Source organism: Noviherbaspirillum sedimenti, from assembly GCF_003590835.1.
GTDB lineage: Bacteria > Pseudomonadota > Gammaproteobacteria > Burkholderiales > Burkholderiaceae_D > Paucimonas > Paucimonas sedimenti.
This window is the reverse complement of sequence record NZ_QYUQ01000002.1, coordinates 246894-269915: the sequence shown is the minus strand read 5'-3', so window position 1 is coordinate 269915 and position 23022 is coordinate 246894. Positions and strand designations below refer to the sequence as shown.

Annotated in this window: 23 protein-coding genes; 9 read left to right on the top strand and 14 right to left on the bottom strand. The window is 59.5% G+C overall.

The annotated features are described in order from the left end of the window. The first annotated feature begins 3 nt into the window (after positions 1 to 3). The 5 genes from D3878_RS01340 to D3878_RS01320 are packed head-to-tail and all read left to right on the top strand — an operon-like array spanning position 4 to position 4645. The gene (locus D3878_RS01340) at positions 4 to 294 is read left to right on the top strand and encodes a V-type ATP synthase subunit F (protein ID WP_119783841.1); all 291 of its coding nucleotides are present in this window, start codon (positions 4 to 6) and stop codon (positions 292 to 294) included. Then, positions 291 to 902 carry a hypothetical protein gene (locus D3878_RS01335; RefSeq protein ID WP_119783840.1) on the top strand — a complete coding sequence of 204 codons (612 nt, stop codon included), beginning with the start codon at positions 291 to 293 and terminating at the stop codon, positions 900 to 902. The genes D3878_RS01340 and D3878_RS01335 overlap by 4 nt, the downstream gene beginning before the upstream one ends. Next, the gene (locus tag D3878_RS01330; protein ID WP_119783839.1) at positions 899 to 2671 is read left to right on the top strand and encodes a V-type ATP synthase subunit A; all 1773 of its coding nucleotides are present in this window, start codon (positions 899 to 901) and stop codon (positions 2669 to 2671) included. The genes D3878_RS01335 and D3878_RS01330 overlap by 4 nt, the downstream gene beginning before the upstream one ends. Further along, positions 2649 to 4031 carry a V-type ATP synthase subunit B gene (locus tag D3878_RS01325; protein ID WP_119783838.1) on the top strand — a complete coding sequence of 461 codons (1383 nt, stop codon included), beginning with the start codon at positions 2649 to 2651 and terminating at the stop codon, positions 4029 to 4031. Before D3878_RS01330 ends, D3878_RS01325 begins: the two co-directional genes overlap by 23 nt. After that, complete coding sequence (locus D3878_RS01320) at positions 4028 to 4645, top strand: V-type ATP synthase subunit D (protein ID WP_119783837.1); 618 nt, start codon at positions 4028 to 4030, stop codon at positions 4643 to 4645. The genes D3878_RS01325 and D3878_RS01320 overlap by 4 nt, the downstream gene beginning before the upstream one ends. Positions 4646 to 4730: 85 nt before the next feature. Here the strand turns inward: D3878_RS01320 and D3878_RS01315 are convergent, their stop codons facing one another. The 5 genes from D3878_RS01315 to D3878_RS01295 form a co-directional block, all read right to left on the bottom strand. Continuing rightward, a complete protein-coding gene (locus D3878_RS01315) occupies positions 4731 to 5492 on the bottom strand; it encodes an SDR family oxidoreductase (RefSeq protein WP_119787637.1) in 762 nt (253 codons plus the stop codon). Between the two features lie 31 nt (positions 5493 to 5523). Then, the gene (locus D3878_RS01310) at positions 5524 to 6738 is read right to left on the bottom strand and encodes an ABC transporter substrate-binding protein (protein WP_119783836.1); all 1215 of its coding nucleotides are present in this window, start codon (positions 6736 to 6738) and stop codon (positions 5524 to 5526) included. Between the two features lie 85 nt (positions 6739 to 6823). Next, entirely contained in the window at positions 6824 to 7744 is a 921-nt protein-coding gene (locus tag D3878_RS01305; RefSeq protein ID WP_119787636.1) for a beta-keto acid cleavage family enzyme, read from the bottom strand. A 90-nt stretch (positions 7745 to 7834) separates the two neighbouring features. After that, positions 7835 to 8248, bottom strand: a complete 414-nt coding sequence (locus D3878_RS01300; RefSeq protein ID WP_119783835.1) for an acyl-CoA thioesterase — start codon at positions 8246 to 8248, stop codon at positions 7835 to 7837. Positions 8249 to 8542: 294 nt separating this feature from the next. Then, positions 8543 to 9448 carry a LysR family transcriptional regulator gene (locus D3878_RS01295; protein ID WP_119783834.1) on the bottom strand — a complete coding sequence of 302 codons (906 nt, stop codon included), beginning with the start codon at positions 9446 to 9448 and terminating at the stop codon, positions 8543 to 8545. 99 nt (positions 9449 to 9547) lie between these two features. Here D3878_RS01295 and D3878_RS23640 point away from each other — a divergent pair, with 99 nt between their 5' ends. Further along, complete coding sequence (locus D3878_RS23640) at positions 9548 to 9694, top strand: hypothetical protein (protein WP_158592145.1); 147 nt, start codon at positions 9548 to 9550, stop codon at positions 9692 to 9694. Positions 9695 to 9725: 31 nt separating this feature from the next. Here the strand turns inward: D3878_RS23640 and D3878_RS01290 are convergent, their stop codons facing one another. The 4 genes from D3878_RS01290 to D3878_RS01275 all read right to left on the bottom strand — a co-directional run bounded on the left by D3878_RS01290 (position 9726) and on the right by D3878_RS01275 (position 15367). Then, entirely contained in the window at positions 9726 to 10133 is a 408-nt protein-coding gene (locus D3878_RS01290; protein WP_119783833.1) for a hypothetical protein, read from the bottom strand. A 63-nt stretch (positions 10134 to 10196) separates the two neighbouring features. Continuing rightward, positions 10197 to 11507 (bottom strand): sigma-54 interaction domain-containing protein, encoded by a 1311-nt coding sequence (locus D3878_RS01285; RefSeq protein WP_119783832.1) that lies wholly within the window; start codon positions 11505 to 11507, stop codon positions 10197 to 10199. A gap of 33 nt (positions 11508 to 11540) precedes the next feature. Beyond that, complete coding sequence (locus D3878_RS01280) at positions 11541 to 14660, bottom strand: peptidase domain-containing ABC transporter (RefSeq protein ID WP_119783831.1); 3120 nt, start codon at positions 14658 to 14660, stop codon at positions 11541 to 11543. Continuing rightward, positions 14615 to 15367, bottom strand: a complete 753-nt coding sequence (locus D3878_RS01275; RefSeq protein ID WP_119783830.1) for a peptidylprolyl isomerase — start codon at positions 15365 to 15367, stop codon at positions 14615 to 14617. The genes D3878_RS01280 and D3878_RS01275 overlap by 46 nt, the downstream gene beginning before the upstream one ends. 121 nt (positions 15368 to 15488) lie before the next feature. On the opposite strand from D3878_RS01275, the gene D3878_RS01270 reads away from it, so the two are divergent. Next, a complete protein-coding gene (locus tag D3878_RS01270) occupies positions 15489 to 16019 on the top strand; it encodes a cation:proton antiporter family protein (RefSeq protein WP_119783829.1) in 531 nt (176 codons plus the stop codon). A gap of 4 nt (positions 16020 to 16023) precedes the next feature. Here the strand turns inward: D3878_RS01270 and D3878_RS01265 are convergent, their stop codons facing one another. Then, positions 16024 to 17166: an acyltransferase family protein gene (locus D3878_RS01265; protein WP_119783828.1), complete on the bottom strand. Its 1143-nt coding sequence runs from the start codon at positions 17164 to 17166 to the stop codon at positions 16024 to 16026. A gap of 461 nt (positions 17167 to 17627) precedes the next feature. On the opposite strand from D3878_RS01265, the gene D3878_RS01260 reads away from it, so the two are divergent. Then, positions 17628 to 19196 carry a DUF7402 domain-containing protein gene (locus D3878_RS01260; RefSeq protein WP_158592144.1) on the top strand — a complete coding sequence of 523 codons (1569 nt, stop codon included), beginning with the start codon at positions 17628 to 17630 and terminating at the stop codon, positions 19194 to 19196. A 35-nt stretch (positions 19197 to 19231) separates the two neighbouring features. On the opposite strand, the gene D3878_RS01255 is transcribed toward D3878_RS01260, so the two are convergent. After that, on the bottom strand, positions 19232 to 19642 hold the full coding sequence (locus D3878_RS01255) for a DUF2721 domain-containing protein (RefSeq protein WP_274381935.1): 411 nt from the start codon (positions 19640 to 19642) through the stop codon (positions 19232 to 19234). A gap of 159 nt (positions 19643 to 19801) precedes the next feature. Further along, positions 19802 to 20068, bottom strand: coding sequence for a translation initiation factor IF-1 (infA, locus tag D3878_RS01250; protein ID WP_119783825.1), 267 nt, complete (start codon positions 20066 to 20068; stop codon positions 19802 to 19804). A 464-nt stretch (positions 20069 to 20532) separates the two neighbouring features. Between infA and D3878_RS01240 the strand changes: the two genes are divergently transcribed. Next, entirely contained in the window at positions 20533 to 20931 is a 399-nt protein-coding gene (locus tag D3878_RS01240; protein ID WP_147383857.1) for a hypothetical protein, read from the top strand. Between the two features lie 22 nt (positions 20932 to 20953). Here D3878_RS01240 and moeA read toward each other — a convergent pair whose 3' ends face one another. Continuing rightward, positions 20954 to 22240: a molybdopterin molybdotransferase MoeA gene (gene moeA, locus D3878_RS01235; RefSeq protein ID WP_119783822.1), complete on the bottom strand. Its 1287-nt coding sequence runs from the start codon at positions 22238 to 22240 to the stop codon at positions 20954 to 20956. Positions 22241 to 22292: 52 nt separating this feature from the next. Then, positions 22293 to 22886: a molybdenum cofactor guanylyltransferase MobA gene (gene mobA, locus D3878_RS01230; RefSeq protein ID WP_119783821.1), complete on the bottom strand. Its 594-nt coding sequence runs from the start codon at positions 22884 to 22886 to the stop codon at positions 22293 to 22295. Positions 22887 to 23022 lie beyond the last annotated feature (136 nt).

Sequence of the window (23022 nt, the reverse complement as noted above, 5' to 3'; positions counted from 1 at the left end):
ACCATGGTCGTGATCTACATTGGCGACGAACTGACGGCGGCGGGCTTTCGCCTTGCGGGTGCGCAGATTCTGCTGCCGGCAGCCGGAGAAGAAGCTGCCAGCCTGGCCCAGGCACGAGGGGACGGACAACTGGTCCTGGTTTCCGCGGACGTTGCCGCGCGGATTCCGCGCGAACTCCTGGGCGCGGCGCTGGCAGCGCTGGCGCCGCTCACGCTGGTCGTGCCGGATCTGCTCGGACGTCAGCCTTTGCCGGACCGGGCACAACGCTTGCGACGCCAGATGGGGATGGAATGAGTAATGTCGAACGCCAGATGCAAGCCATGCTCACGCTGCTTGAGGAAGACCGCAGGCGCCAATGCGACGCCTTGATCGCCGACGCACAGGCGCGCGCAAGGCGTGTGGTCCGGCAAGCGCAGCGCGACGCGCGGGCGCGCATGCGGGCTGCCTTCGCCGCGGAACGGCAGCGCCTGGACGAGCAGATCAAGGCAGCAGCAGCGCGCCTGCAGACCGAGCGCAGGCTCAGCGAGCAGCAGCGCCTCGCGCAATTATTGCAGCTCGCCTGGCAAATGCTGCCCGAAGCGCTGCTGGAACGATGGCAGGATCCGGGCCGGCGCAAGACATGGATGGCGCAGGCGATCGATAGCGCGCAGCGGCTGCTGCCCCACGAAATGTGGACCCTGCAGGTTGCGCCGGGATGGCCGGCAGAAGAGCGCGACCAGGCGCTGCAGTCCGTAGCCCGCTGCCTGGGCACCATGCCGGCCTGCAGCGAGCTTGCGGAGCTGCAGGCCGGACTCTTGATCATTGCCGGCGGCAACCGGCTTGACGCGACACTCGGCGGTCTGCTGGCCGACCGCGCCGCGATCGAAGCGCGCCTGCTGGATTATCTGGAGCGACAGCCATGAGCCGCGCCACGCTGCGCAGGATCAGCGGACCGGTGCTGCGCGCCACGGTGGCTGGCCCGTTCACATTGCGCGAGGCGGTGCGGGTGGGACCACAAGGCTTGCTGGGCGAAGTGGTCAGCCTCGACCACGACGAAATCATGGTGCAGGTATACGAAGATACGACCGGACTGCGGCCCGGCAGCGAGATACAGGGCGACGGGCTGCCGCTGTCAATCCCGCTTGGTCCTGGACTGCTGGGCAACATCTTCGATGGCCTGCTGCGGCCGCTTTCGGGACAAGACACTGCCTTTGTCAGGCCGGGCTTCCAGGGTGCCGCAGCGGTGCGCCTGGACTTTGCCCCGCAACTGGTGCCGGGCATGCAAATCCAGGGAGGCGAAGTGTTGGGCGAGGTGCGCGCTGCAAACGGGCAGATGCAGCGCTGCCTGGTGCCGCCAGAAACGCGGGGCGAAGTCATCAAGGCATGGCCGCAAGGCAGCTACAGCGAGACCGATTGCGTTTGTCTTGTGCAGTCCGCTCACGGCGCGGCGCAAGAACTGTCGATGCGCCATTCCTGGCCGGTGCGCGTGCCACGGCCGATCAGGCGGCGGCTGCCGGCGCTGGCGCCGCTGGTGACCGGCCAGCGCATCCTGGATGCACTTTTCCCGATCGCTCAGGGCGGCAAGGGGGCGATTCCCGGCGGCTTCGGCACCGGCAAGACGGTGTTGCTCGAAGCGCTGGCCAAAGGCTGCAATGCCGATGTCATCGTCTACCTGGGCTGCGGCGAGCGCGGCAATGAGATGGCCGGTGTGCTCGATGAATTTCCCAGGCTGACGCAGCCGCGCAGCGGGCGCCCGCTGATGGAGCGCACGGTCATCATCGCCAACACCTCGAACATGCCGGTCGCGGCCCGCGAAGCCAGCATCTACAGCGCCATCACGGTGGCCGAGTACTTCCGCGATCAGGGGCTGCATGTCGCGCTGATGGCCGACTCCACCAGCCGCTGGGCCGAGGCCCTGCGCGAGGTATCGGGCCGGTTCGGCGAGTTGCCGGGGGAAGGCGGTTACCCGGCCTACCTGTCGAGCCGGCTCGCCGAATTCTATGAACGCGCCGCCCTGGTGGAGACGCTCAACGGCGCCACCGGCTCGGTGACCGTCATGGGCGCCATCAGCCCACCCTCCGGCGATTTTTCCGAGCCGGTCACCAGCCACACGAAACGCTATGTCAGAAGCTTCTGGGCGCTCGACGCCAAGCGGGCACATGCGCGCTTCTATCCGGCCATCAATCCCTTGCAATCCTACGCCGAGGATGCGCGGCAGTTCGAACCCTGGTGGCAGCAGCAGGGAAACGCGCAGTGGCTTTCGCTGCGACGTCAATTCCTCACGCTGCTGGAAGAACAGTCGAAACTGGAGCGGATGGCGCGGATTATCGGCAAGGATGCGCTGCCAATACGCCAGCAGCTGACACTGATCTGCGCCGAGCTGGTCAACGAGGCGTTTTTGCGCCAATCGGCATTCTCCGAGGTGGACCGGGTCGCAACGCCGGCCCGCCAAAGCGCAATGATGCGGCTGATCGGCCGCTTCATCGACCTGGCCGAACAGGCCGTGGCAGCCGGCGCGAGCCCGGATCAGATCGTCCGGCTCGACTGCATGCGGGCGCTGCAGAGGATGGCCGAAGATATCGGCAATGACGAATTGCAGCGCTTCGTCGAACTTGAAGCGCGCGTGGAACGGGAGTTTGCCACGATCATCAGGAAAAAGGAGGCGGACCATGTTTCCTCGAATCCTGGTTGAAGGCGCCGCAACGCGCATCGAAGGGCCATTGCTGTTTCTGAAGCGTACCCTCGATGTCGGCCTCCACGATGCGGTTGAAGTGACGGGACGCGATGGCCGCCCCCGGATCGGCCGCGTGGCAGCCATCGACCAGGATCTGTTGACGATCGAGGTGCTGGAATCCACCAGCGGGCTCGGACTGGCGGACAGCGTGGTGCGCTTCCTGGGCGAACCGCTTTCCTTCGGCCTGGGCCCCGGCATTCTCGGGCGGGTCCTGAATGGCGTCGGCCAGGTCATCGACGGCGGACCGCCGATCGCCGTCCGCGGGAAATATGCGATCGATGGCCTTCCGCTCAACCCGGTCTGGCGGCGTCCGCCACGTGATTTCATCGAGACCGGCTTCACGACCGTGGACCTGTTGAACAGCCTGGTGCGCGGCCAGAAGCTGCCGATTTTCTCCGGCGGCGGGCTGCCGCATGAGCGCATCGCGGTCGAGATCGCCAGCAATGCGCGCCTCAGGCAAGGCGGCGCGAGCGACTTCGCCATCGTGTTTGCGGGTATTGGCGTCCCCTACGACAGCGCGGAGTTCTTTCGGCGCAGCCTGGAACAGAGCGGGGCGCTGGAGCGAACCGCGTTGTTCCTGAACCTGGCCAGCGATTCCAGCACCCAGCGCCTGCTGACACCGCGCTTTGCGCTGAGCGCTGCAGAGTATCTCGCTTTCGTCGAGGGCAAGCATGTCGTGGTCATCCTGACCGACATGACAAATTACTGCGAGGCACTGCGCGAAGTCTCCAGCAGCAAGGGTGAAATTCCCAGCCGCAAAGGTTTTCCCGGCTATATGTATTCGGATCTTGCAACGTTGTTCGAGCGTGCCGGTTGTCTGCAGGGTGCGCAGGGGACCCTGACCCAACTGTCGATCCTGACCATGCCCTCCGACGATATCACGCATCCGATTCCCGATCTGACCGGATACATCACCGAGGGTCAGATCGTGCTTTCACGCGACCTGGATCGGCGCGGCATTTACCCGCCGGTCAACGTGCTTCCCAGCCTTTCGCGCTTGATGAAAGACGGCATCGGCGCTGGATTTACCCATCCCGACCACCCGGCACTGGCCAGCCAGCTTTATGCCGCCTATGCCAGAGCGATACAGGCACGACTGCTGGCCAGCGTGGTCGGGGAAGAAGATCTGGCACCGACTGACAGGCAGTATCTGGCCTTTGGCACAGCCTTTGAAGAGCAGGCAATCGGCCAGTTGCGCGCGCGAACGCTCGAGGAAAGCATGGAGATCGGCTGGCGTCTGCTTGCCGCCTTGCCCCGCCTGGAGCTGACGCGGCTTTCCAATGCCCAGATCAGCGCGCATCTTGCGGGGCTGGCATGAGCGACGTCATACCTACCCGAAGTGCCCTGATCGAGTGCAAGGAAGAGCGCCATGCGCTGTATGAAGGCCACGTTTTTCTGGATGAAATGTGCCTGCTTCTGGCTGGCGAGATTGTTGCCGAGTTGCGCCGCAGCGCGGCGCTGGAGGCGGATTTTTTACCCGCCTGCAAGCGGGCCACTGCCGCGCTGGTTGCCGCAACCGGACGTCACGGCCTGGAAGAGCTGCTGGTCTATCCGGTTCCGGAGCGGGAGCCCGCCTCGGCGGAAATCATCCCGCGATCTCTGGTGGGAGTCCGCTTGCTGGAGGCGCATCTGCATCTCACGCAACCCGCACAGCCGCAGCAAGCGGTGAATGCGTCACCGGAGGCCAGGGACTGCCGTGCAGCCTTTGCCGACGTCATTGAAATGGCAGCGCCCCTGGCCGCGGTCAGCGGCAATCTCGAACGCTTGTACCTGGCGTATCGCCGCGCGTTGCGGCGCGCGCGCGCGCTGCAGGATGTTTTGCTTCCCGAGCTCGATCGGACAGTGTATGCGCTGGAAGCCGGACTGGAAGACCTGGAACGGGAAGACGCCATAGCGATGCGCTTGAAAACCGCCTCCGCGGGCATCCGGTAAGCGCTATCGAGGCGACGTCTGCCCGCTCAACTGCCTGCTCAAATCCGGGAAGGGCAATTCGCCGATTTCATCGAGGAAAGATCCCTCATTGCGCAGATTTCGAATCGCCATCAATAGGGAAAGCCTGGCCGGAGATGGTGCGAGCATGTTTACCCGAAAGAAACCTCACTAATTCCGCGATATCGGCGGGATCAACAAATTTTTTAATGGACTGGTTATTCAAGGCAAGATCAGCTTCTTCTTGCACAGTACGGCCGGAAGCTTTGGCACGTCCTTCGAACACACTGCCCAGGCGTGGACCGTCGACGGCGCCCGGATGAATCGTATTGCATGTGATGCCGCAGGGTCCGAGTTCCAGAGAAAGCGTCTTGGCTAAACCCACCAGGCCCCATTTGCTTGTAGAGTATGCGGCCCGATTGGGATACCCGAAGCGGCCGGCCAGCGAGGACATGATGATGATCGAAGCCTGGCTGGATTGCTTTAAAAGAGGAATCGCCTGCTGGGTTACATAGAAAGTGCCATTCAGATTCACGTTGATCACTGCGTGCCATGCGGCGGCATCATATTCCGAGACTGGCGCGGTGGGTCCGGCGAGGCCCGCATTGTTGACAAGGGTATCCAAGCCGCCGAGTTCCCGCATCACATCTTCGAAGAGACGCCGCACCGCATCGTGATCGCTGATATCCGTTACCGATCCGGTAATCCGGGTGTCAGCCTCGGTGACTTCCTTGACAGCCTGGGCATTGATATCCGCAATGTGAACGCGTGCACCATCGTCCGCCAATACCTTGGCGATCGCCAGGCCAATGCCGCTTGCGCCGGCCGTTATCAATGCCCGTTGTGTCATGATCATTCCTCCATAAATTCTTTGGACAAAATCATTTCCAAAGAGCGCATTTGGATTCGGCTTTGGTCGTATACACCTTCTCGCTCGGGATGGTTTCCACGATTTTGTAATAATCCCACGGATACTTTGATTCGGCAGGCGCCTTGACTTGCATGAGATACAAATTATTCATCATGCGGCCATCAGCGCGTATATAGCCATTCTTTACATAAAGATCATTGAGCTTGGCGCTTTTCAAGTAGGCAAGAACCTTGTCCGGGTTGTCCGTAGCCGTCGCCTTTACCGCTACAAGATATTGCGTCACCGCAGAATAATCTGCCGCTTGAAAGCTGGAAGGCATTTTCTTCATTTTGCCGAAATAACGCTGCGCCCATTTACGCGTCTCCGGGTTCATATCCCAATACCAGTGATCGGTTAAGTACATATCCTTGGCAATTGGCAGCGTCAGTGCGTGGATGTCATTGATGGTGAATATGAGCGCAGCGAGCTTCATCGACTTGTTAATGCCGAATTCGTAAGCGGACTTGACGGCATTGACGGTATCATCCCCGGCGTTGGCCAATCCCAGAACCTGCGCCTTGGAATTCTGTGCCTGTAACAGGAATGAGGAAAAATCGGATGTCGCGATCGGGTGCTTGATGGTGCCAGTAATCGTCCCGCCGGTTTCCTTGACGATTTTGGCGGCTTCGCTTTCCAGGGACTTGCCGAATGCATAGTCGGCGGTCAGGAAGTACCAGCTTTTCCCACCCTGTTTGAACAAGGCAGAACCGGTGCCCCGGGCCAGGGCGACAGTATCATACGCATAGTGCACGGTATAGGGCGAGCATTCTTCATTGGTAAGTCGCGCCGAGCCCGACCCGATGGCAATGAAGGGCTTTTTCTTTTCCGCCGCAATTTTTGCCATCGCCAGGCTTGCGGCGGAATTGGTCCCGCCGATCAGTACATCAATTCCTTGCTGATCAAACCATTCACGGGATTTGGAAGCCGCATTGTCGGCCTTGTTCTGGTGATCGAAAGTGAGCAATTCGATGCTCTTGCCATTCATCGTGCCACCGAAGTCGGCAATTGCCATTCTGATGGCGTGCGCCCCGCCCGGCCCGTCGGGATCGGCAAAGCCGCCAGACATATCGGTAATGAATCCGATCCTGACAACGTCACCGGAAATTTCCGCATGGGCGAACTGACTGAATGCCAGAAAAGCCGTTGCAGTAGCCGCAACAGACAGATTTTTTAATTTCGAATGCATTTTTGTCTCCTCGTATGTTTACTGTGTTAGTAAATCATTAAAACGAATGGATGAAGTGTGTGTTGTGGCTCAAGTCGATTGGGACTCAAGCGATTGCGAACTGCGGTCGGACACTCACGTCATTCCGTGGCAACCCCATCATTTCGCGCGCCTCCGCCGGGGTGGCCGGCTCCATGTCCATCTCGCGGATGATGCGGACGATGCGTTCGACCTGCGCGACATTGGTGGAAAGTTCGCCATGCCGATAATAGAGATTATCTTCCAGTCCTACGCGGACATGCCCTCCCAGCAACAATGCATGGACCGTTGCAGGCAACTGCTTTGCGCCGATCGCGCTGACACAGAACAGGGAATCCTTGGGCAGCAAATCCACCATCATCTGCAGAATTTGCGGTGTGTAGGGCAAGCCACCCTGGAAGCCCTTCTCCGCGCCGATCACGATATTGCAATAGTACGGCGCCTGGTCGTATCCGGCGGCGATCAGGGTCGCCATGTCCTGCAGGATGTGTGCGGGATTGAATACCTCCCATTCCGGCTTGATCCCCTTTTCCTTCATCAGTCGGGCAAGTTCGAGGCAGCGTGAAGGCGCCGTATTCAACAAGTGTTCCCTGCCGGCGAAACTGGCAATGATCGTATGCGAATCGAGCGTGCACATTTCGGCGCCCGCCTCCAGTCCTTTCAGGCGTTCCTCGAAGGCGATTTCCCAAAATCCATCATCAATCGGCTTGATCATGTCGCCGTTGACGCCGCCACCGGTCGAATTGTTAATGATGATGTCGCACTGCGCACGGATTCCTTCATTTATCCTGCGATAGATCGCCGCATCACAGGTTGCGCCATCGTCCGGGCGACGCGCATGAACTGCCACCACGCTGGCACCAGCGTTATAGCAACGCACGACATCGGCAATAATCTCGTCCGGTTGCGTCGGAAGATGTGGATTCTGGCTTTTATTTGCCATGCCGCCGGTAGGGGCGACGGTGATGATGACTTTTCTCTTGGCCATGAAAGTATCCATATTAAGTGAGGTGGTTGAAACGAAGGCTGCCTTTGCAGCTTATGTGGATCGTGCGCAGGTTGATCTATGCTTGTTGCATCACGCTGTCGGCGAATGGAACTGAAGCATTAATTCACGCAACGCCGCCGGAATAGGCACGGCCTTCAATTCCGCCAGCGAGGTATGCACAAGCTTTAACGTCGCCCGGACACATTCTCGCCCGGCTATGCTCGCCCTCACCCCAAGGGTCACCGAGCTCGTGCCGAGATGTTTGACTTCGAGCTGCATTGCGAGAACATTACCCATGAAGCCGGGCGCAAGGAATTCACATTCCAGCTTGACAATGGGCAGCCCCATCCGGCGTTGCATGATGGACTCGGCATAATTCACGCCCAGACCTTCATTGAACCAGTCTTCCATCAGTTCATGAAAGAGGATGATGTACTGCGGATAAAACACGATGCCGGCGGGATCACAGTGCTGAAAACGAACCAGCTTTTCTTTGTTGAACATGACATGCCTCAAAAGTTGGGATGCGAAAAAATAAGGTGATCGCTCAACATCAGATTGCCGGGAGCTTCCAGAAAAAGATGATGGATGAAGAACGTGCTCGCCCAGAAACCAAATGCCGCATCGGAAAAATTTAATTGATTTAGTCTAGGGACTCAGGCAAGCCGCGTCCATAAAGCGCAATCAATACGCCTTATCGGAATCTTCTATGGGGCGCTCGGCATGAGGCGCCCGGGGAAATGCCAATTTGACAACCTCAAGGAAGCACAGCGGGAAACAGAAGGAAGGCGATGCGGGTTATTCGCTGCCTGAATGCTCGAGGAAAAGTTCAGTCAGCAGAGAACGCAGCCAGCGGTGGGCGGCATCACGATGACTGCGTTCGTGCCAGTGCTGCTTGATCTGGTAAAAGGAGACATCGAAAGGAAGCGGGAACTGGCGAATCGAGGCATCGGCGACGATCAGCTCGGCGAGACGCTGGGGCACGGTCGCCAGCAGATCCGTGCGTCGGATAATGCTGGTAAGGCCAAGATAGCTGGGCACCTCAAGTACGATGCGTCGCTCTCCATGAGAGCGCAACATTCGTTCGACCAATCCGTGGCCGGTGCCCAAGGTCGTCACGAGCACGTGGCCTTCAGCCAGGTAATCTTCAACAGAGGGCTGCACGGGCAAGCGCGGATGATCGAGCGCGGCAAGCCCCACGTAATGTTGGGTAATCAACTTTTGCTGATAAAACCCGGCATCAAGCTGAGGCATGAAGCCGACCGCCAGATCCGTATCGCCGGTCTCCAGCTGAGCAGCAGTATGTTCATCAATGGGGACGATACGAATCGTGACTCCGGGTGCGGCGCTGCGCAGCCTGTTCAACAAATCGGGAAGCAGCACAATCTGGCTGAGATCGGTCATGGCGATCTGAAAAGCCTGTTTCGTCAACGCGGGGTCGAAGGAATTGCGCTGTTTCGAGACCGCTTCGAAAGATGCAAGCAGGTCGACCGCGCTTTCGTACAGTTGGGTGGAAAAAGCGGTTGGCCCCATGCCGACCGAAGTGCGGACGAACAAGGGGTCCTGATAGTGCTCGCGCAGCTTCGCCAGACCAAAAGAAATGGTAGGCTGCGATAGGCCAAGGCTTACCGCCGCCTGGGAGACGCTACGAAATTTGTAGATCTCCACAAAAACCTGCATCATTTTAATATCGATTTCTTGCATCTATGTATTGTAACGCGGCGGCGGTCGGCGCAGCATTTGAGCGCGATGACAGCACGATGCGAGCGGTGCGGGCAACGCTAAGCCTCGGCGGCCATAGCCGTGCTGAACACAAAACGGTCACGCTGCCAGCGTCCTGCCTTCGTGCATTTGGGCTATGCCTATGGCTACGGTAGCATGGCCAAAATCGCGATGCGCCTGTACCTGGCCACGGCAGGACGGTCGAAGATCGGTTTTACCGTAACCTGACGCGGGCCGCTGCTGGTCGGCCGCACTAAGCTCAACGCTGTGGTCGCTGCTTCGACTCCGGCCGTCGTGGTCGCGGCAACTCCTCTGCCGACGCATCCAGGTTGTCCTCTTCCTCGGGATTGATCTGGTCGATGCGGTCGAAGTCGATATCGGCATTCAACTCGACATCGGCTTCGCGGCCAGCGGTAGACGCTTCACCGGTACCGGTGGAATCTTCGTTGCCATCGCTGGCCTCAATGCTGTGCGTATCTGAATCTTCCGAAGTGCCGCGGTCGAGACCAAGTCCTAGTTCCGGTTCATCAATTGGCCACAACCCGGCTTGTATATCGCTGCCGCTGTCGGAACTGCCGCTCGGGCCGAGCGACTTGTTGCCGTGCCCCTTGCCGAGCTGATTGTCCGGTTCCGGGGTGTTGTCCAGGTCCAGGGTGCTGGTTGCCATGATTGATCCTGTATTCAGTTTGAATTTACGGGGTGACATGAAATTGTGGAACGAGATGGTCTCTCAGACTCTTTTCTCCTCCTGCGGCGGCACTTCGTGATGACGGAAATCCTTGGAATGGATGCCGTGCTTCTTCAGCAGCATCTGCAAATGCGAACGGTTCATGTCGCAGCGCCGCGCCAGCTCGGTTACGGTGCCGCCGACTTCGCGCAAGCCGCGCTCAAGGAAAGCGCGCTCAGCCTCGTCGCTGGCGGCGCGCTTGGCATCGCTGAGCGACGCCGCACCACTGCCGGCGAGGCTGCTGGCCGCTGTGCCGGCGGCAAGCGCATCGGTCGCTGATTGCTGCTGCGGACGTATATCCACCGGCAAGTGCTCGACACCGGCAGTATCCCCGCCCAGGCAGGAAATCCGGTAAATCAGATTGCGCAATTCGCGGATATTGCCTGGATACGGGTAATTCACCAGAAAATCGCGCAGGCGCGGCGTCATCTTCACCGGGCGCCGCTTCAGGGCCTCGGCCGCCTCGTCGCAGAAATAGGCGAACAATAAGGGAATTTCATCCTTGCGCTCGCGCAGCGGCGGCAGGCTGACGTGGATCACGCTCAGGCGGTAAAACAGGTCTTCCCGAAAACTGCCCTCTTCGCACTGCTTGCGCAGGTTCCGGTTGGTGGCGGCGACGATGCGGGTATCCACCGAGATTGCCTCGTCGGCGCCGACGCGCTGGATTTCATGCGACTGCAGCACGCGCAACAGCTTCACCTGCCCGGCCAAGGGCAATTCGCCGATTTCGTCGAGGAAGATGGTGCCGCGGTGGGCGCTTTCGAACTTGCCCTTGCGGTCGTTGACGGCGCCGGTAAAGGCGCCTTTCCTGTGGCCGAACAGTTCCGACTCCAGCAGGTTTTCCGGAATCGCGCCGCAGTTGACCGAGATGTAGGGCTTGTCGGCGCGCGAGCCATTGGCGTGGATGACCTTCGCCATCAACTCCTTGCCGGTGCCGCTCTCACCATCGATCAACACCGGCAAATCGGTGGGCGCGGCCTTTTCCGCCACTTCCAGCGCATCCAGCAAGCGCGGGTTGTCGCCAAAGGTGCCCTCGAAGACGAAGCTGCGCGCCAGCAGCGCGCGCCGGCGCTCGCCCGGCGACTGCACCACGCGCACGCCCTCGCCGCTGGCCGCCTGCACGAAGCGCTCCTTGTGCGACAGTTGCATGACTTCGTCGCGCAGGGCATTGGCCTGCCGCAGCAGCTTTTCGATTTCCGGCCGCTCCAGGCGCGAGGCCCAGCGCAGGCGCGAGCGCAGGATCTCGATCTTTTCCAGCAAGCCGGCATAGGACAGGGCCGATCCGCCCTGCACGTCCTGATCGAGTATTTTCATCGCTAATCCTCAGCTTGATTACCCCGAGCCTGATTAACCGGTGCTCAATTGTTTCTGCACCAACTGGTAATACATGCCCTTCCTTTCCACCAGTTCTTCGTGCCGTCCCTGCTCGACGATGGCGCCTTCATACAGGACGACGATCTTGTCGGCGCGCATGATGGTAGAGAGGCGGTGCGCAATGATGACGGCGGTGCGTCCCTTGAGGATTTCACTCATGTTGCCGATGATATTACTTTCGGACTGAGTGTCCAGCGCCGAGGTCGCTTCATCAAAGATCAGCAGCTTCGGATCGTGGTAGAGCGCGCGGGCGATGCACAGGCGCTGGATCTGCCCGCCCGACAAGCCGACTCCACGCTCGCCCACCACCTGTTCGTAGCGCAATGGCAGCTTGCTGATGAAGGCATGCGCATCGGCCATCTTGGCAACTTCCTCGATGCGCCGGCGGTCCGGACTGTCTTCGCCGCTGGCGATGTTTTCGGCGACCGTGCCGGAAAACAGCAGGTTGCTCTGCATGACATAGCCGACCTGGGCGCGATAATAGCCCTTGTCGATCAGGCTCATTTCATAACCATCCACCATCATCTTGCCTTCGGTAGGCGGGTAAAAGCCCACCAGCAGCTTGGCCAGGGTCGTCTTGCCGGAACCGCTGCGCCCGACAATCGCCACCAGTTCACCCGGCTTGATATCCAGGTTGATGTTTTCCAGGACGTAGGCAGTCTCGTCGCCGCCGTAGCGAAAATAAATCCCTTCCAGCCGGATATCGCCCTGCAGGTCGGGCAGCAGCACGCGCGAGGGCAAGTCTTCCGGCCTTTGCTCGGGTTCCATGTCGAGCACGTCGCCCAGCCGCTCCATGGCCACGCCGGCATCGTTCAACTGACTCCACAAGCCGACCAGTCCCATCAACGGCGCCAGCACGCTGCCCATCAAGGCATTGAAGGCGATCAACTGGCCGATGGTCAGCTCGCGCGCCAGCACCAGGCTGGCGCCCATCCACAGGATGGCGATGGTAGTGGCGGAGTTGAGCAACTGGCCGGCCAGCGAGATCAGGATATGGAAGGTTTGCGCGCGGTACTGCACGTCGAGCGCCTTGGCATACTTGCGTTCCCACTTCAGCCGCACCGGGCGCTCGATGCCCATGCCCTTGATGGTTTCGACGCCGCCCAGCGCCTCCATCAAAAACGACTTGGCATCGGTGGAGACGTTGAACACTTCACGGGCGTAATTCTTCAGCCTGGGCGTGGCGAGCACGGTCAGCGCGATGATCGGCACGACGAAAGCGATCAGCAACAGCGTCATCCTCACATTGTAGAAAAACATGATGGTGAAATAGATGAACACCATCAACAGGTTCAGCACCGTGGTCACCGTCGATTCGGTAAGGAAGGCGCGGATGGTCTGGTTTTCCTGGAAGCGGGCGAAGATGTCGCCGGTCTTGCGCTTGGCGAAGAAAGAAAACGGCAGGGACATCGCATGCTTGAAGAAGTGCGACATCATGGCGAAATCCATGTTGCGCACCATGAAATTGGCGAGGAAGGCGCGGACCGTCGACATCAGCAGGGTAAACAGATTGGAGATCACCAGGCCCAGGATCAGCAGGTGCAAGAGGCTGACGTTCTGGTGCACGATCACGCCGTCCAGGATGTTCTGGATGATCACCGGCGGCACCAGGCCGAGCACCTGGATCACGAAGGTCGCCAGGAACAGGTGCCCGAGGATCTTGCGGTAAGGCTGCAGGTAGGCGACGAAGCGCACCCAGGGCGAGCGCGCCGCCGCCAGTTGCGCCATGTCCTGGCCCGGGGTAAACAGCAGGCAGGTGCCGCTCCAGCCTTTTTCGAAATCGGCCACGTTCAGCTTGCGAAAGCCCAGCGCCGGGTCGGCCAGCCACACCTGGTCTTTGGAAACGCCGTACACCACCACGTAGTGGTAGCCCTCCCAATGCACAATGAAAGGCAGCTCGAAGCCATGCAATGCCTCGAACGTGCACTGCACGCCGCGGGCGGTGAAACCAAGCGATTCAGCGGCACGCGCCAGGCTGTCCAGGGTAGCGCCAGCCGTGGTGACATTGGCCAGCTCGCGCAGCTTGCCCAGGGTCATGGGGATGCCGTAATGGCGGCAGACCATCGCCAGGCAGGCGGCACCGCAATCCATTTCCTCGGCCTGCTCGACCCAGGCGAAACGGCGGATCAAGCGTTCGCCGAATTCGGGTTTCGATTGGAGGTCGAGCACCACCGGGCGCTTGCGCCGTTCGGCCAGCTTCTTTTGCCGCTCCAGCTCGCGCTCGATGTGGCGCATGCGCTCTTCCAGCACCTCGCGCAGCTTGGGATTGCGCTCGAGGATCAGGTGCACGGTCTTTTCCGGGATCACCAGTAGCGTGGCATCGCTGACGGCGCTGACGGTAGCCATCTGCTCCTGCCGCATCAGGCAAGCCTTTTCGCCAAAGATATCGCCCGGTCCCAGGTTCGCCAGCAGATAATCGTCGCCGCCCTCGCTGCGCACGATCTTTACCTGGCCGTGGCGCACCACGTACAGGCGGCGGTCCTCGCGTGCATCCTGTTTGAGAATGTCCTTGCCGGCGGTGACCCGCTTGACGCCGACACTGCGCACGAACTCCTCCAGCTCGCCCTTGCTGACCTTGCCCTTGAGGTCGAACAGGCGCGCCACCACGCCGCCGGCCGAACTGATCGCCACATAACTGGCGATGAAATCCAGCGCCGGCGGATTTTGCGCCAGCAGCGGCGCGATAGCGTCGCGCGGGATCAACAGCAGCTCGGTCTTGCCGGAGGCGCGCACCGAATATTCATGCCGGTGCTCGCGCAACATCGCCAGCTCGGCGAACACCTCGCCCGCCTTGCGCACGCCCAGGCTGGTTTCCTTGCCGCGCTCTTCGGTAAACACCCGCACCGAGCCCGCCTTGACCACATACAAGCCATCGGCCGGGTCGCCGGCATTGCAGACGCTGTCGCCGAAGGCAAACAGACGCGACTGCGCCTGCGCGGCCAGGCGTTCCAGCGCAGTGCGCGAAAAAGGTGCCAGCAGCTCGACCGTACCGAGGAAATCGGCCAGGCTTTGCGCGCCGGCGGGCGGGGGTGGCGAAGCGTCCACTATCAATGCGTCTCGATGATGTGCTCCTGCGCGCGCGCCTGCAGCCATTCCTCGCGCAGCAGGCGGCGCACCTCTGTCGAGGTATCCTCGTCCAGCGTGGCCGGGTATTTGGCATTCACCGCGAAGATTTCATGAAATTCGCCGTCGGGCGAAGGAAACGGACCGAGCAGGTCGCCCACCGCTGCATTGAACACCTTGGCCTCGACATCGGTCTTGAGCGAACCGCGCAAGACCTTGCCGATCAGACCGCCATGCTCGCGCGTGTCGGCGATCGAATGCTCGCGCGCCATCTCGGCGAAACTGTCCGGATCTTCCCGCAGGAAAGAGATCATTTCCTTCGCCTTGCCTTCGGTATCCAGGACGATGTGGCTGACCTCGATGCTGTCGAACTTCGGCGAGTGCAGCTTGAAGTACCCTTCCACTGCGCGTTCGCTGCAGACTTGCTCCATCATCTTTTCCTGGTACAGGCTGTCGGTGATGAATGCCTCGAAATCATCCAGGCTGATGCCCAGCGCGTCGAAATAATGGTTGGTCTCGGCGGCGCGGTGCAAGCCCTGGATGCGACGGAACTGGTCGGCGCGCTCCTGGATCTCCTCGGCCGAAACGCTGATGCCCTGCCTTTTCGCCGCGCGTACGGTCAGCTTGTCGCGCACCAGTTGCTCGATCAGGCCCTGGAACTGGTTGGTCAGTTTCAATATCTTGATGAAATCCTCGACGCCCACGACTTCATCGTCGATCCGCACTATCGCCGTCATGTCCTGTGCTCCTTGCCCTGAATGCCTGTCTCGCGAACGGGACACTCCCGTATTTTTCCTGAACGAAAATCAGGCTTGCGTGATGCAATATTTTGAATTTCCGCAACGAGGTTTAGACGGCATGGCGACGCCCCCGGTTCAGGCCGCCGCAAGGAAATTGGAGAATCCGCAACAGCGCGCGCCCTTTCCCTCGCGCGACCTGGCGATCTTCCTGGCCACAGCAGTGATTCTGGTGACGATGGTTACGGCCAGTATCGCTCTGCGCCGCTTGCTGCGGGGGCTGGAACTGCCGGAAGAAACCGCCGAACTGCAGGAAGAGGATCTGGCGCGCCGGCATGCTGCCAGCGCGGCCATTGCTGCCATTGAGCGGGCGCAGCAGCGATTGCCGCACGATGCCGCCAGCGCCGACATCCACACCCAGGCCGCAGCCCGCGTGATCGGCCTGTATCAGCGCCGGGTGGCCGGTAGCGGCGGCGAGCGCGAGGCCGCACAATTGCACAAGGCCGACCAGGCCGAACGCGCCCTCCGCCTGGCCGGTCTGGGCGCCGAACGCGAAGAAATTTTCAACCTGGCGCGGCAATCGCGCATTTCCGACGCCACCTCACGCAAGCTGGTACGCGAAATCGACCTGGTCGAATCGCGCTACCGCTGATCCGCTACTTTTGCATGTATTCGGAAAATCGTCTGGCGACAAAGATGGCGAGCGTTTCGACGTGGCGAAAAAGATGCGCGATGACAAAACAGACCAGCAGGCTCGCCGCCACGTTCATCTGCACATTGGTTTCCGTATAGCCTTGCGCCGTGCCTCTCAGATACAAGAGAAAACCACTGGAAAAAGTGCAAATCACGATGAAGTGCGTGAGATAGATCGGGAATGAAATGCTGCCGAGGTAGCGCGACACCGGGTTTTCAAGAAAACGGCGGAAGGGCCGATAAAATGCTGCGGCGAATACCATGGCGCTGGCGGCAAGGATCGAGAGGAAATCGGCGCGCACTATTTGCGGCACCGCCAGTCCGCGCCCGCGCAGGCTGATGCTCGAGTAATACACCGCCCCGATCAGCAGCAGCGGCAAGGCAAAATGGATTTTCCTGAATACCGCTTTTTCGCGATGGTGGTAACACAGCGCGATGCACATGCCGGCGACAAACGAAAGGTAATAGTTATTTTTGCTCAGGACAAAATAGAGCAGAATTGCCGCAATGAAAAACAGGCGCTTTTTCAAATACAGGAAGAGCGCGCAAATCGCAAACACGATGAATGAGCCAAACAGTTCGATGGGCATGGTCCACAGAATCGGGTTGTACGAGCGCGCCGCATCACCCGACATGAACACGTCATACAAGCCGAACTTGAGGCTTTCATACAAATCCGGCGCAAAACCGTAAAAATTGGTCAACCAGTTGTTGCCGATCGCTTTGCCGGCATCGATGTTGTAAAACAGCCTGGCCGCGAGCAACAGGTAGGCAAACAGCGACGCGCACAGGATGGGAATGGCCAGCCGCAGGTAGCGCCGCGCGCACAGTGCGGTGAGGAGGCTCATGCGACTGGTCTGGATATAACCTATCGACAGGGCAAAACCGGAAAGAACGAAAAAGATGAACACCGCCAGGTTGCCATCGGTGGGAAAAGCCCAGTACCAGCCCTGGTAAGTCAATGAGGTGTGCGACACGAAAAACACCAGCAAGTGACTTAACACCACCATCAGTGCCGCCCATCCACGCAATCCATCCAGAAAAAACAGTCGATCCTGCGCCGCAGGTGTTTCGACGACGACATTTACATTATTTACTTGCGTCATGATGACGGCGCGCTCGCGCCCTGTTGAAAAGTGAATGCCGCAGTACCCAGGCGCATAGATGCAGCGACAAAAATCTTGCCGCGGTGAAGTTCGCGCAGCATACAAGAGACCCGCTCCAAGCGTCAATCAATGCAAATTGCAGCGCCTTCGATAATCCATGAATGTTGTTTTTTTGACCTCAAAAAGACGCCATACGCCAGTTCGCCCAAGAAATTGAAGGAATCACTACCAACCGACTGGTCCTCCTGAACATTCCCCTCCCCTCGTGTTTTCGCTGCGGGCAGCCCTTTTTTTGCCCCTGAAAATCATGTTAGTTATGCAACATTTGCATATCTGATATCACCATGAAAGCATACCAAAGTTGCCTAAAAGGCTATATTTGCATTGCAATTAATGCAACGCAAGATAATCATGGACAAATTGCAGTGCAATAAAAATTCCAATTTCCAGGGAGTATGGCAATGAAATTATCACGTGCATTCAAGTTGCTGGGGCTATTGCTGGGCACCAGCCTTTGCCTCCATAGTGGCACCGCTGCTGCCCAAAGCACCCCAAAATCCCATAATCTCTCCTTACCCTATCTGGGATGGAGTTATCCGGGCGCTCCCACAACACTGGAAACCGACCTGAAATTCCTCGCCGATCCAGGCTCAACCACCGGCTGGTTCCTGTCGCACCAGTTCGGGCTGGAAGACGCCAACGGTGGCTACAAGAGCGGTGGCTACATCGGCCTGCAAACCAATACCCTCACCCTGAACAATAAAGGCGTCATGTTCTCGATCTGGAACGCCACCGCCGCCACGGCTGCGCCGGGTGCAAGCTGCCAGCCTTTCGGCGACGAAGGTGTCGGGATGCAATGTTTCAAGGCCTACCCCTGGGTGGTTGGCAAGACCTACCGTCTGCGCGTGGTCAACGAGCGCGGCACCGCCTACAGCGGCTACGTGATCGACATGAGCACCGTCACGCCTACCGTCACGTATATCGGCCAGATCCAGGCACCGGATGGCGCGGTCGCACTTGGTCGCCACAGCGTCCAGTGGGCCGAATATTACGCCCTGACACCGGCCAATTGCGCCGATTTTCCTTACATCAAGGCCCAGTGGACACGCCCGAAAGGCGATGGCGGCGCCATCCTTGGCGAAAAGCCGACCATGCAGTATGCCGAGGCTGCCTATTGCAGGAATGCCGCGATCATTCCCAGCGGCGCCGATTACGTGATGGAAGGCGGCAATCCCGCCACCGGCAGCAAGCAACACATGACGAATTCGACTGGCAAGTATCTTGACCAGGACCCGACCAATGGTGCCTGCGGCGGCGCCAGCCTGAAGGCGGATACCGCGACGATCGCGGCCTGCACAGGCCTCACCCGCATTCCTTTGGCCAACGGCAAAGTCGCCCTGCAGGCGGAAAACGGCAATTACCTGAGCTGCGCCAACGGTGGCGGCAGCACTGTCGGTGCCACTGCCAGGACAATCTCGACTTTTGAAACCTTCACCGAGACCCTCGCGTCTGGCAAGGTCTCCTACAAGAGCAGCAGCGGCCGCTACCTTACAGTTGCCAGCTATGGCATGCTCGACCTGAAATGCAGCGCCTATTTCGCTGGCACCACGGAGAAATTCACGCCATTCGCCAACAAGGCGCGGGCGTCGACCGTGACCGTTTCCAGTGAGAATCCCGCCACCGGCCAGCTCGGCATCAAGGCCGTCGATGGCTGGGCGACCGGCTATCCGGGCGACTATTCCCGCGAATGGACCACCAATGGCGAAAATGTCGGCGCCTGGATCCAGCTCAAGTGGAGTGTCGCGACGGCGGTCAAGCAAGTGATTTTGTATGACCGTCCCAACCTGAACGACCAGATCCTCGGCGGCACCCTGCTATTTAGCGACGGCTCCAGCATCCAGGTCGGCGCCCTGCCCAACGATGGCAGCCCGCTCAGCGTGAATTTCAGTGCCAAAAATGTCAGCTGGGTCAAATTTCGTGTCGACCAGGCAAGCGGCTGGATCGGCCTGTCGGAGTTCGAAGTTTTCTAATATCATGCCCCGGCTCGCTGCGGCCTATCTGCGGCCTATCTGCGAAAGCGCATGCTGGCCCGGGTACTTTGCACTGCCAGGAAAATTTCACGCAGCATGGCCGCCAGGCCACCGATGAAAGCGACCATTGCCAGTACGAAAAGAGCAGCGATAAAGGTAGCGAGTTTGATCGCCAGGAAGGCATCAATGAATGCGCTGGCGATGATCATGCCGACAATCAGGCCGCATGAAACCTTGCAGGTGAGTGCAATATATATGAGTAGCAGGCGACGGCCGAGCAAGCTCAGTTCAACATCCTTGAACGCAGCTTCTTCCAGCGCCAGCTCCTCTTGCTTTATTTCGAGGATACGGATGCGGTCGACGATGCGCGCCAGTCGGCTGGTCAGCACGCTGATGAAGGTGCCCACGGCGGTCAGCAGGAATACCGGCGCGACGGCGAGCTGGATGACGTGAGTTACGTCATCGACTTTAATCAGGGGAAACAGGGGAAACTCCTTCTTTAAGAACGAACAAGCCTGAACACTGTCTAGTGTAGCAATTTTGGCCTGTTTGCAATACCGGCTCCTGTTGAAAATCGGAAGCCGGCAGAAGGAGGGATGCAGGCGTCAGTGACGGCGACGCTGCTGCGGACGTGGGCCACCGGGTCCACGGGTCTCGAGATGACGGAAAGTAATACGGCCCTTGCTCAGGTCATAGGGTGACAGTTCCAAGGTAACCCGGTCACCAGCCAGAATACGGATGTGATGCTGACGCATTTTTCCGGAGGTATAAGCGATCAATTGATGACCGTTTTCCAGATCAACACGATAACGGGAATCGGGCAGTACTTCGGCAACCTTGCCATTCATTTCAAGAAGTTCTTCTTTAGCCATTCGGGCTCCTATAAAAATTGCAGCAACCAGGACTGGCGGCATGCGTTACACGCAGTCATTTGTCTGGCCGACAATATCAGTGTCGTCCTGGAGCAGCTCGCGACGATGCGCGCTGGTCGCACTCCCGACTGCAGGGAGAAAATGCAAACGCTTTGAAAAATACGATGAAACTGTCGCTCTTGTGCGAACGACAAAAAATGAAAGTGCATGGCGCGCTGCAGTTGATTCAATCTGCGCGTCACCTCAGGCTTCAGAAAGTCCAGGGTAGCAGCCAAGTCCTTATCCGAAGTAACACTCCATTATACCCCAATTTTCACCATGCCTTGGGCGGCTTTTCTCACCGACATAAGGACCGCACACAAGCTGCCAGTGCAAGGCCCCAATTTGTAAGGGAAAGTAATAAGGCCAAACCCGCGACCAATTCCGTTATCCAATATGCAGGAATTGATCCTCTTGGTGCCAACATGAAACGTCTTCTCGCCCTCCTTTGCCCACCCATTTTTCTGGCCGGATGCGTGGCGGTGCCTTATGACGCCGAGACTGTCTATTATCCGGCACCGACAGTGAGCGCCCATATTTCCAGCGGCAATTACTATCCTTACAGCCGCCCCTATCCGTATTACCAGCCGCCGGTGTATGTCGCCCCTGCGCCGGTGATCGTGCCGCCGCCAGTCCGCTTCAACTACAGCAGGAATGTCCGGCCCGGCACGCACCATCATTCTCATCCACGCCAGGAGTGGCAGCGGCGCGATGGTGGACGTCCGCAATGGCAGGGGCGGGATGGCGGCAGGGGCCACTGGCAGCGCGATGGTCAGTCTGATGGCCAGCGCGACGGGCACCGCGGCGATTTTCGCGGCAGATGAATAAAGGGGAATCAGGCGAACACTAAATCAAGCCCTCAAACAGCAACACATCGACTGGATCACCGGCTTGTACGCTGCCATGGTCATGCGGCAGGATGACCATGCAATTGGCTTCCGACATTGAGCGCAAAATGCCGGATCCTTGCGCGCCGGTGATGCGCACCTGTGGCCTGCCCTCGCTGTCATGCGAGAGAATGCCGCGCTGGTATTCCGTGCGGTCCGGCTTTTTGCGGATGGGCGATTGCGCTGCTACCCGCAGCAGCGGCAGCGGCGCATCGCTGGCGCCCATCATGCTCAGCAAAGCCGGGCGCGCAAAAAAATAAAAACTCACCATGACGGCGACCGGATTGCCCGGCAAACCGAACAACCAGGCGCTTCTGCCGTTCGAGGCGATCCTGCCGAATGCCATCGGCCGGCCCGGGCGCATGGCGATCTTCCAGAATTGCACGTCGCCCAGTTGTGCCATGATTTCTTTGGTGTAATCGGCTTCGCCGACCGAGACGCCGCCGGAGGTGATGATGACATCGGCATTTTCGCAAGCCGAGCGCAAGGCCGCCTCCAGTGCGGCCGGATCGTCGCGGACCACGCCCATGTCGAGGATTTCGCATCCCAGGCGCACGAGCATGCCATACAAGGTATAGCGGTTACTGTCATACACGCAGCCCGGTGCCAGCGGTTCGCCGAGCGAGCGCAATTCGTCGCCGGCGGAAAAAAATGCCACCCGCAGCCGCCGCCGCACTGGCACTTCGGCCATCCCGAGTGATGCCAGCAAACCCAGGTCGGCCGGACGCAAGGTCCTTCCAGCCAACAACGCAGGACTGCCAGCACGCAAGTCTTCGCCCTGCAGGCGACGATTGTCGCCCATCTTGACGATCCCGGCCGGCAACGTGACGGCAGCATCGGTGGCCGCTTGTACGCATTCCTGTGGCACCACCGTGTCGCAACCATCCGGCATCGGCGCACCGGTCATGATGCGCACGCAAGCGCCCGCCTCAACCCGCCCGGCAAATCCGGCGCCAGCAAACGCCTTGCCGACGATGCGCAAGTGCGCCGGCTGTCCAGCGGACAGATCGGCGCCACGCAGCGCATAGCCATCCATGGCGGAATTGTCGTGTGCCGGCACATTAATCGGCGACACAATATCCTCGGCCAGCACCCGGCCCAATGCGCTGCGCAAGGCCAGCCTTTCCATGCCAGTGACCGGGGCGACGCACTGCCGGATGATTTGCTGTGCCTGTTCAACCGGCAAGGCTTCCGGATCATAGCCGGACAGGCAGCTGACAACTTCGGCAAGGGAGGAAGGAGACATGTTCAGGAGAAAAGTGTTATTCGGACTGGGGCGGCGCCGTTATCGGTAAGCGCTATTGTGCCTGATAGCGCTGCAATTCTTCCAGCGTATTAATGTTGCGAAATGCCATTTCATTCGGAAATTCGACCTCGACGACATGCAGCGAGCGATACCATGCATCGAACTTGCGCCCGCCTTCCTGCAGGTAGGCGTTCAAATGCGGCAACAGGGCTGTCTGTAATAGGCAAAATACTGGATGCGGCTGCCGGCAGTCGCCGCTGCCGGTGACGGCGACTGCCAAATCCGCAGCGGCCGCGACCACTGCATCGCCCAGACGCCCGACCAGATCGGCCGGCAAAAAAGGCGAATCGCACGGTGCCGTAACCAGCCAGGGCGTGGCGCAATGCGAAAGCCCCTCCTGCAAGCCGGCCAGCGGGCCGGCAAATCCAGCCAGGCTATCCGGCCAGACCGGATAGCCAAAGCTTTGATAGGCCTCCGGGTTCTGGTTGGCAACAATCATCATCCCCTGCACCTGCGGCGCCAGGCGCTCGATCACATGGGCCACCATCGGCTTGCCATTTAATATCTGCAAGCCTTTGTCCACGCCGCCCATGCGCGAACCCCGTCCGCCGGCAAGGATCAATCCAGTAATCGATGCGGTATCCATTTTCATTCGCGCAGTATAAATTGAATGTCAGTATGCAGCCCCGGGCGCGATTATAGGTAAATAGCAGGGCAATTAATATGGCAAGTGGCTATGCCAGGTGCTTGATTGAAGGTGAACGCGATGAATGGAACCCCGA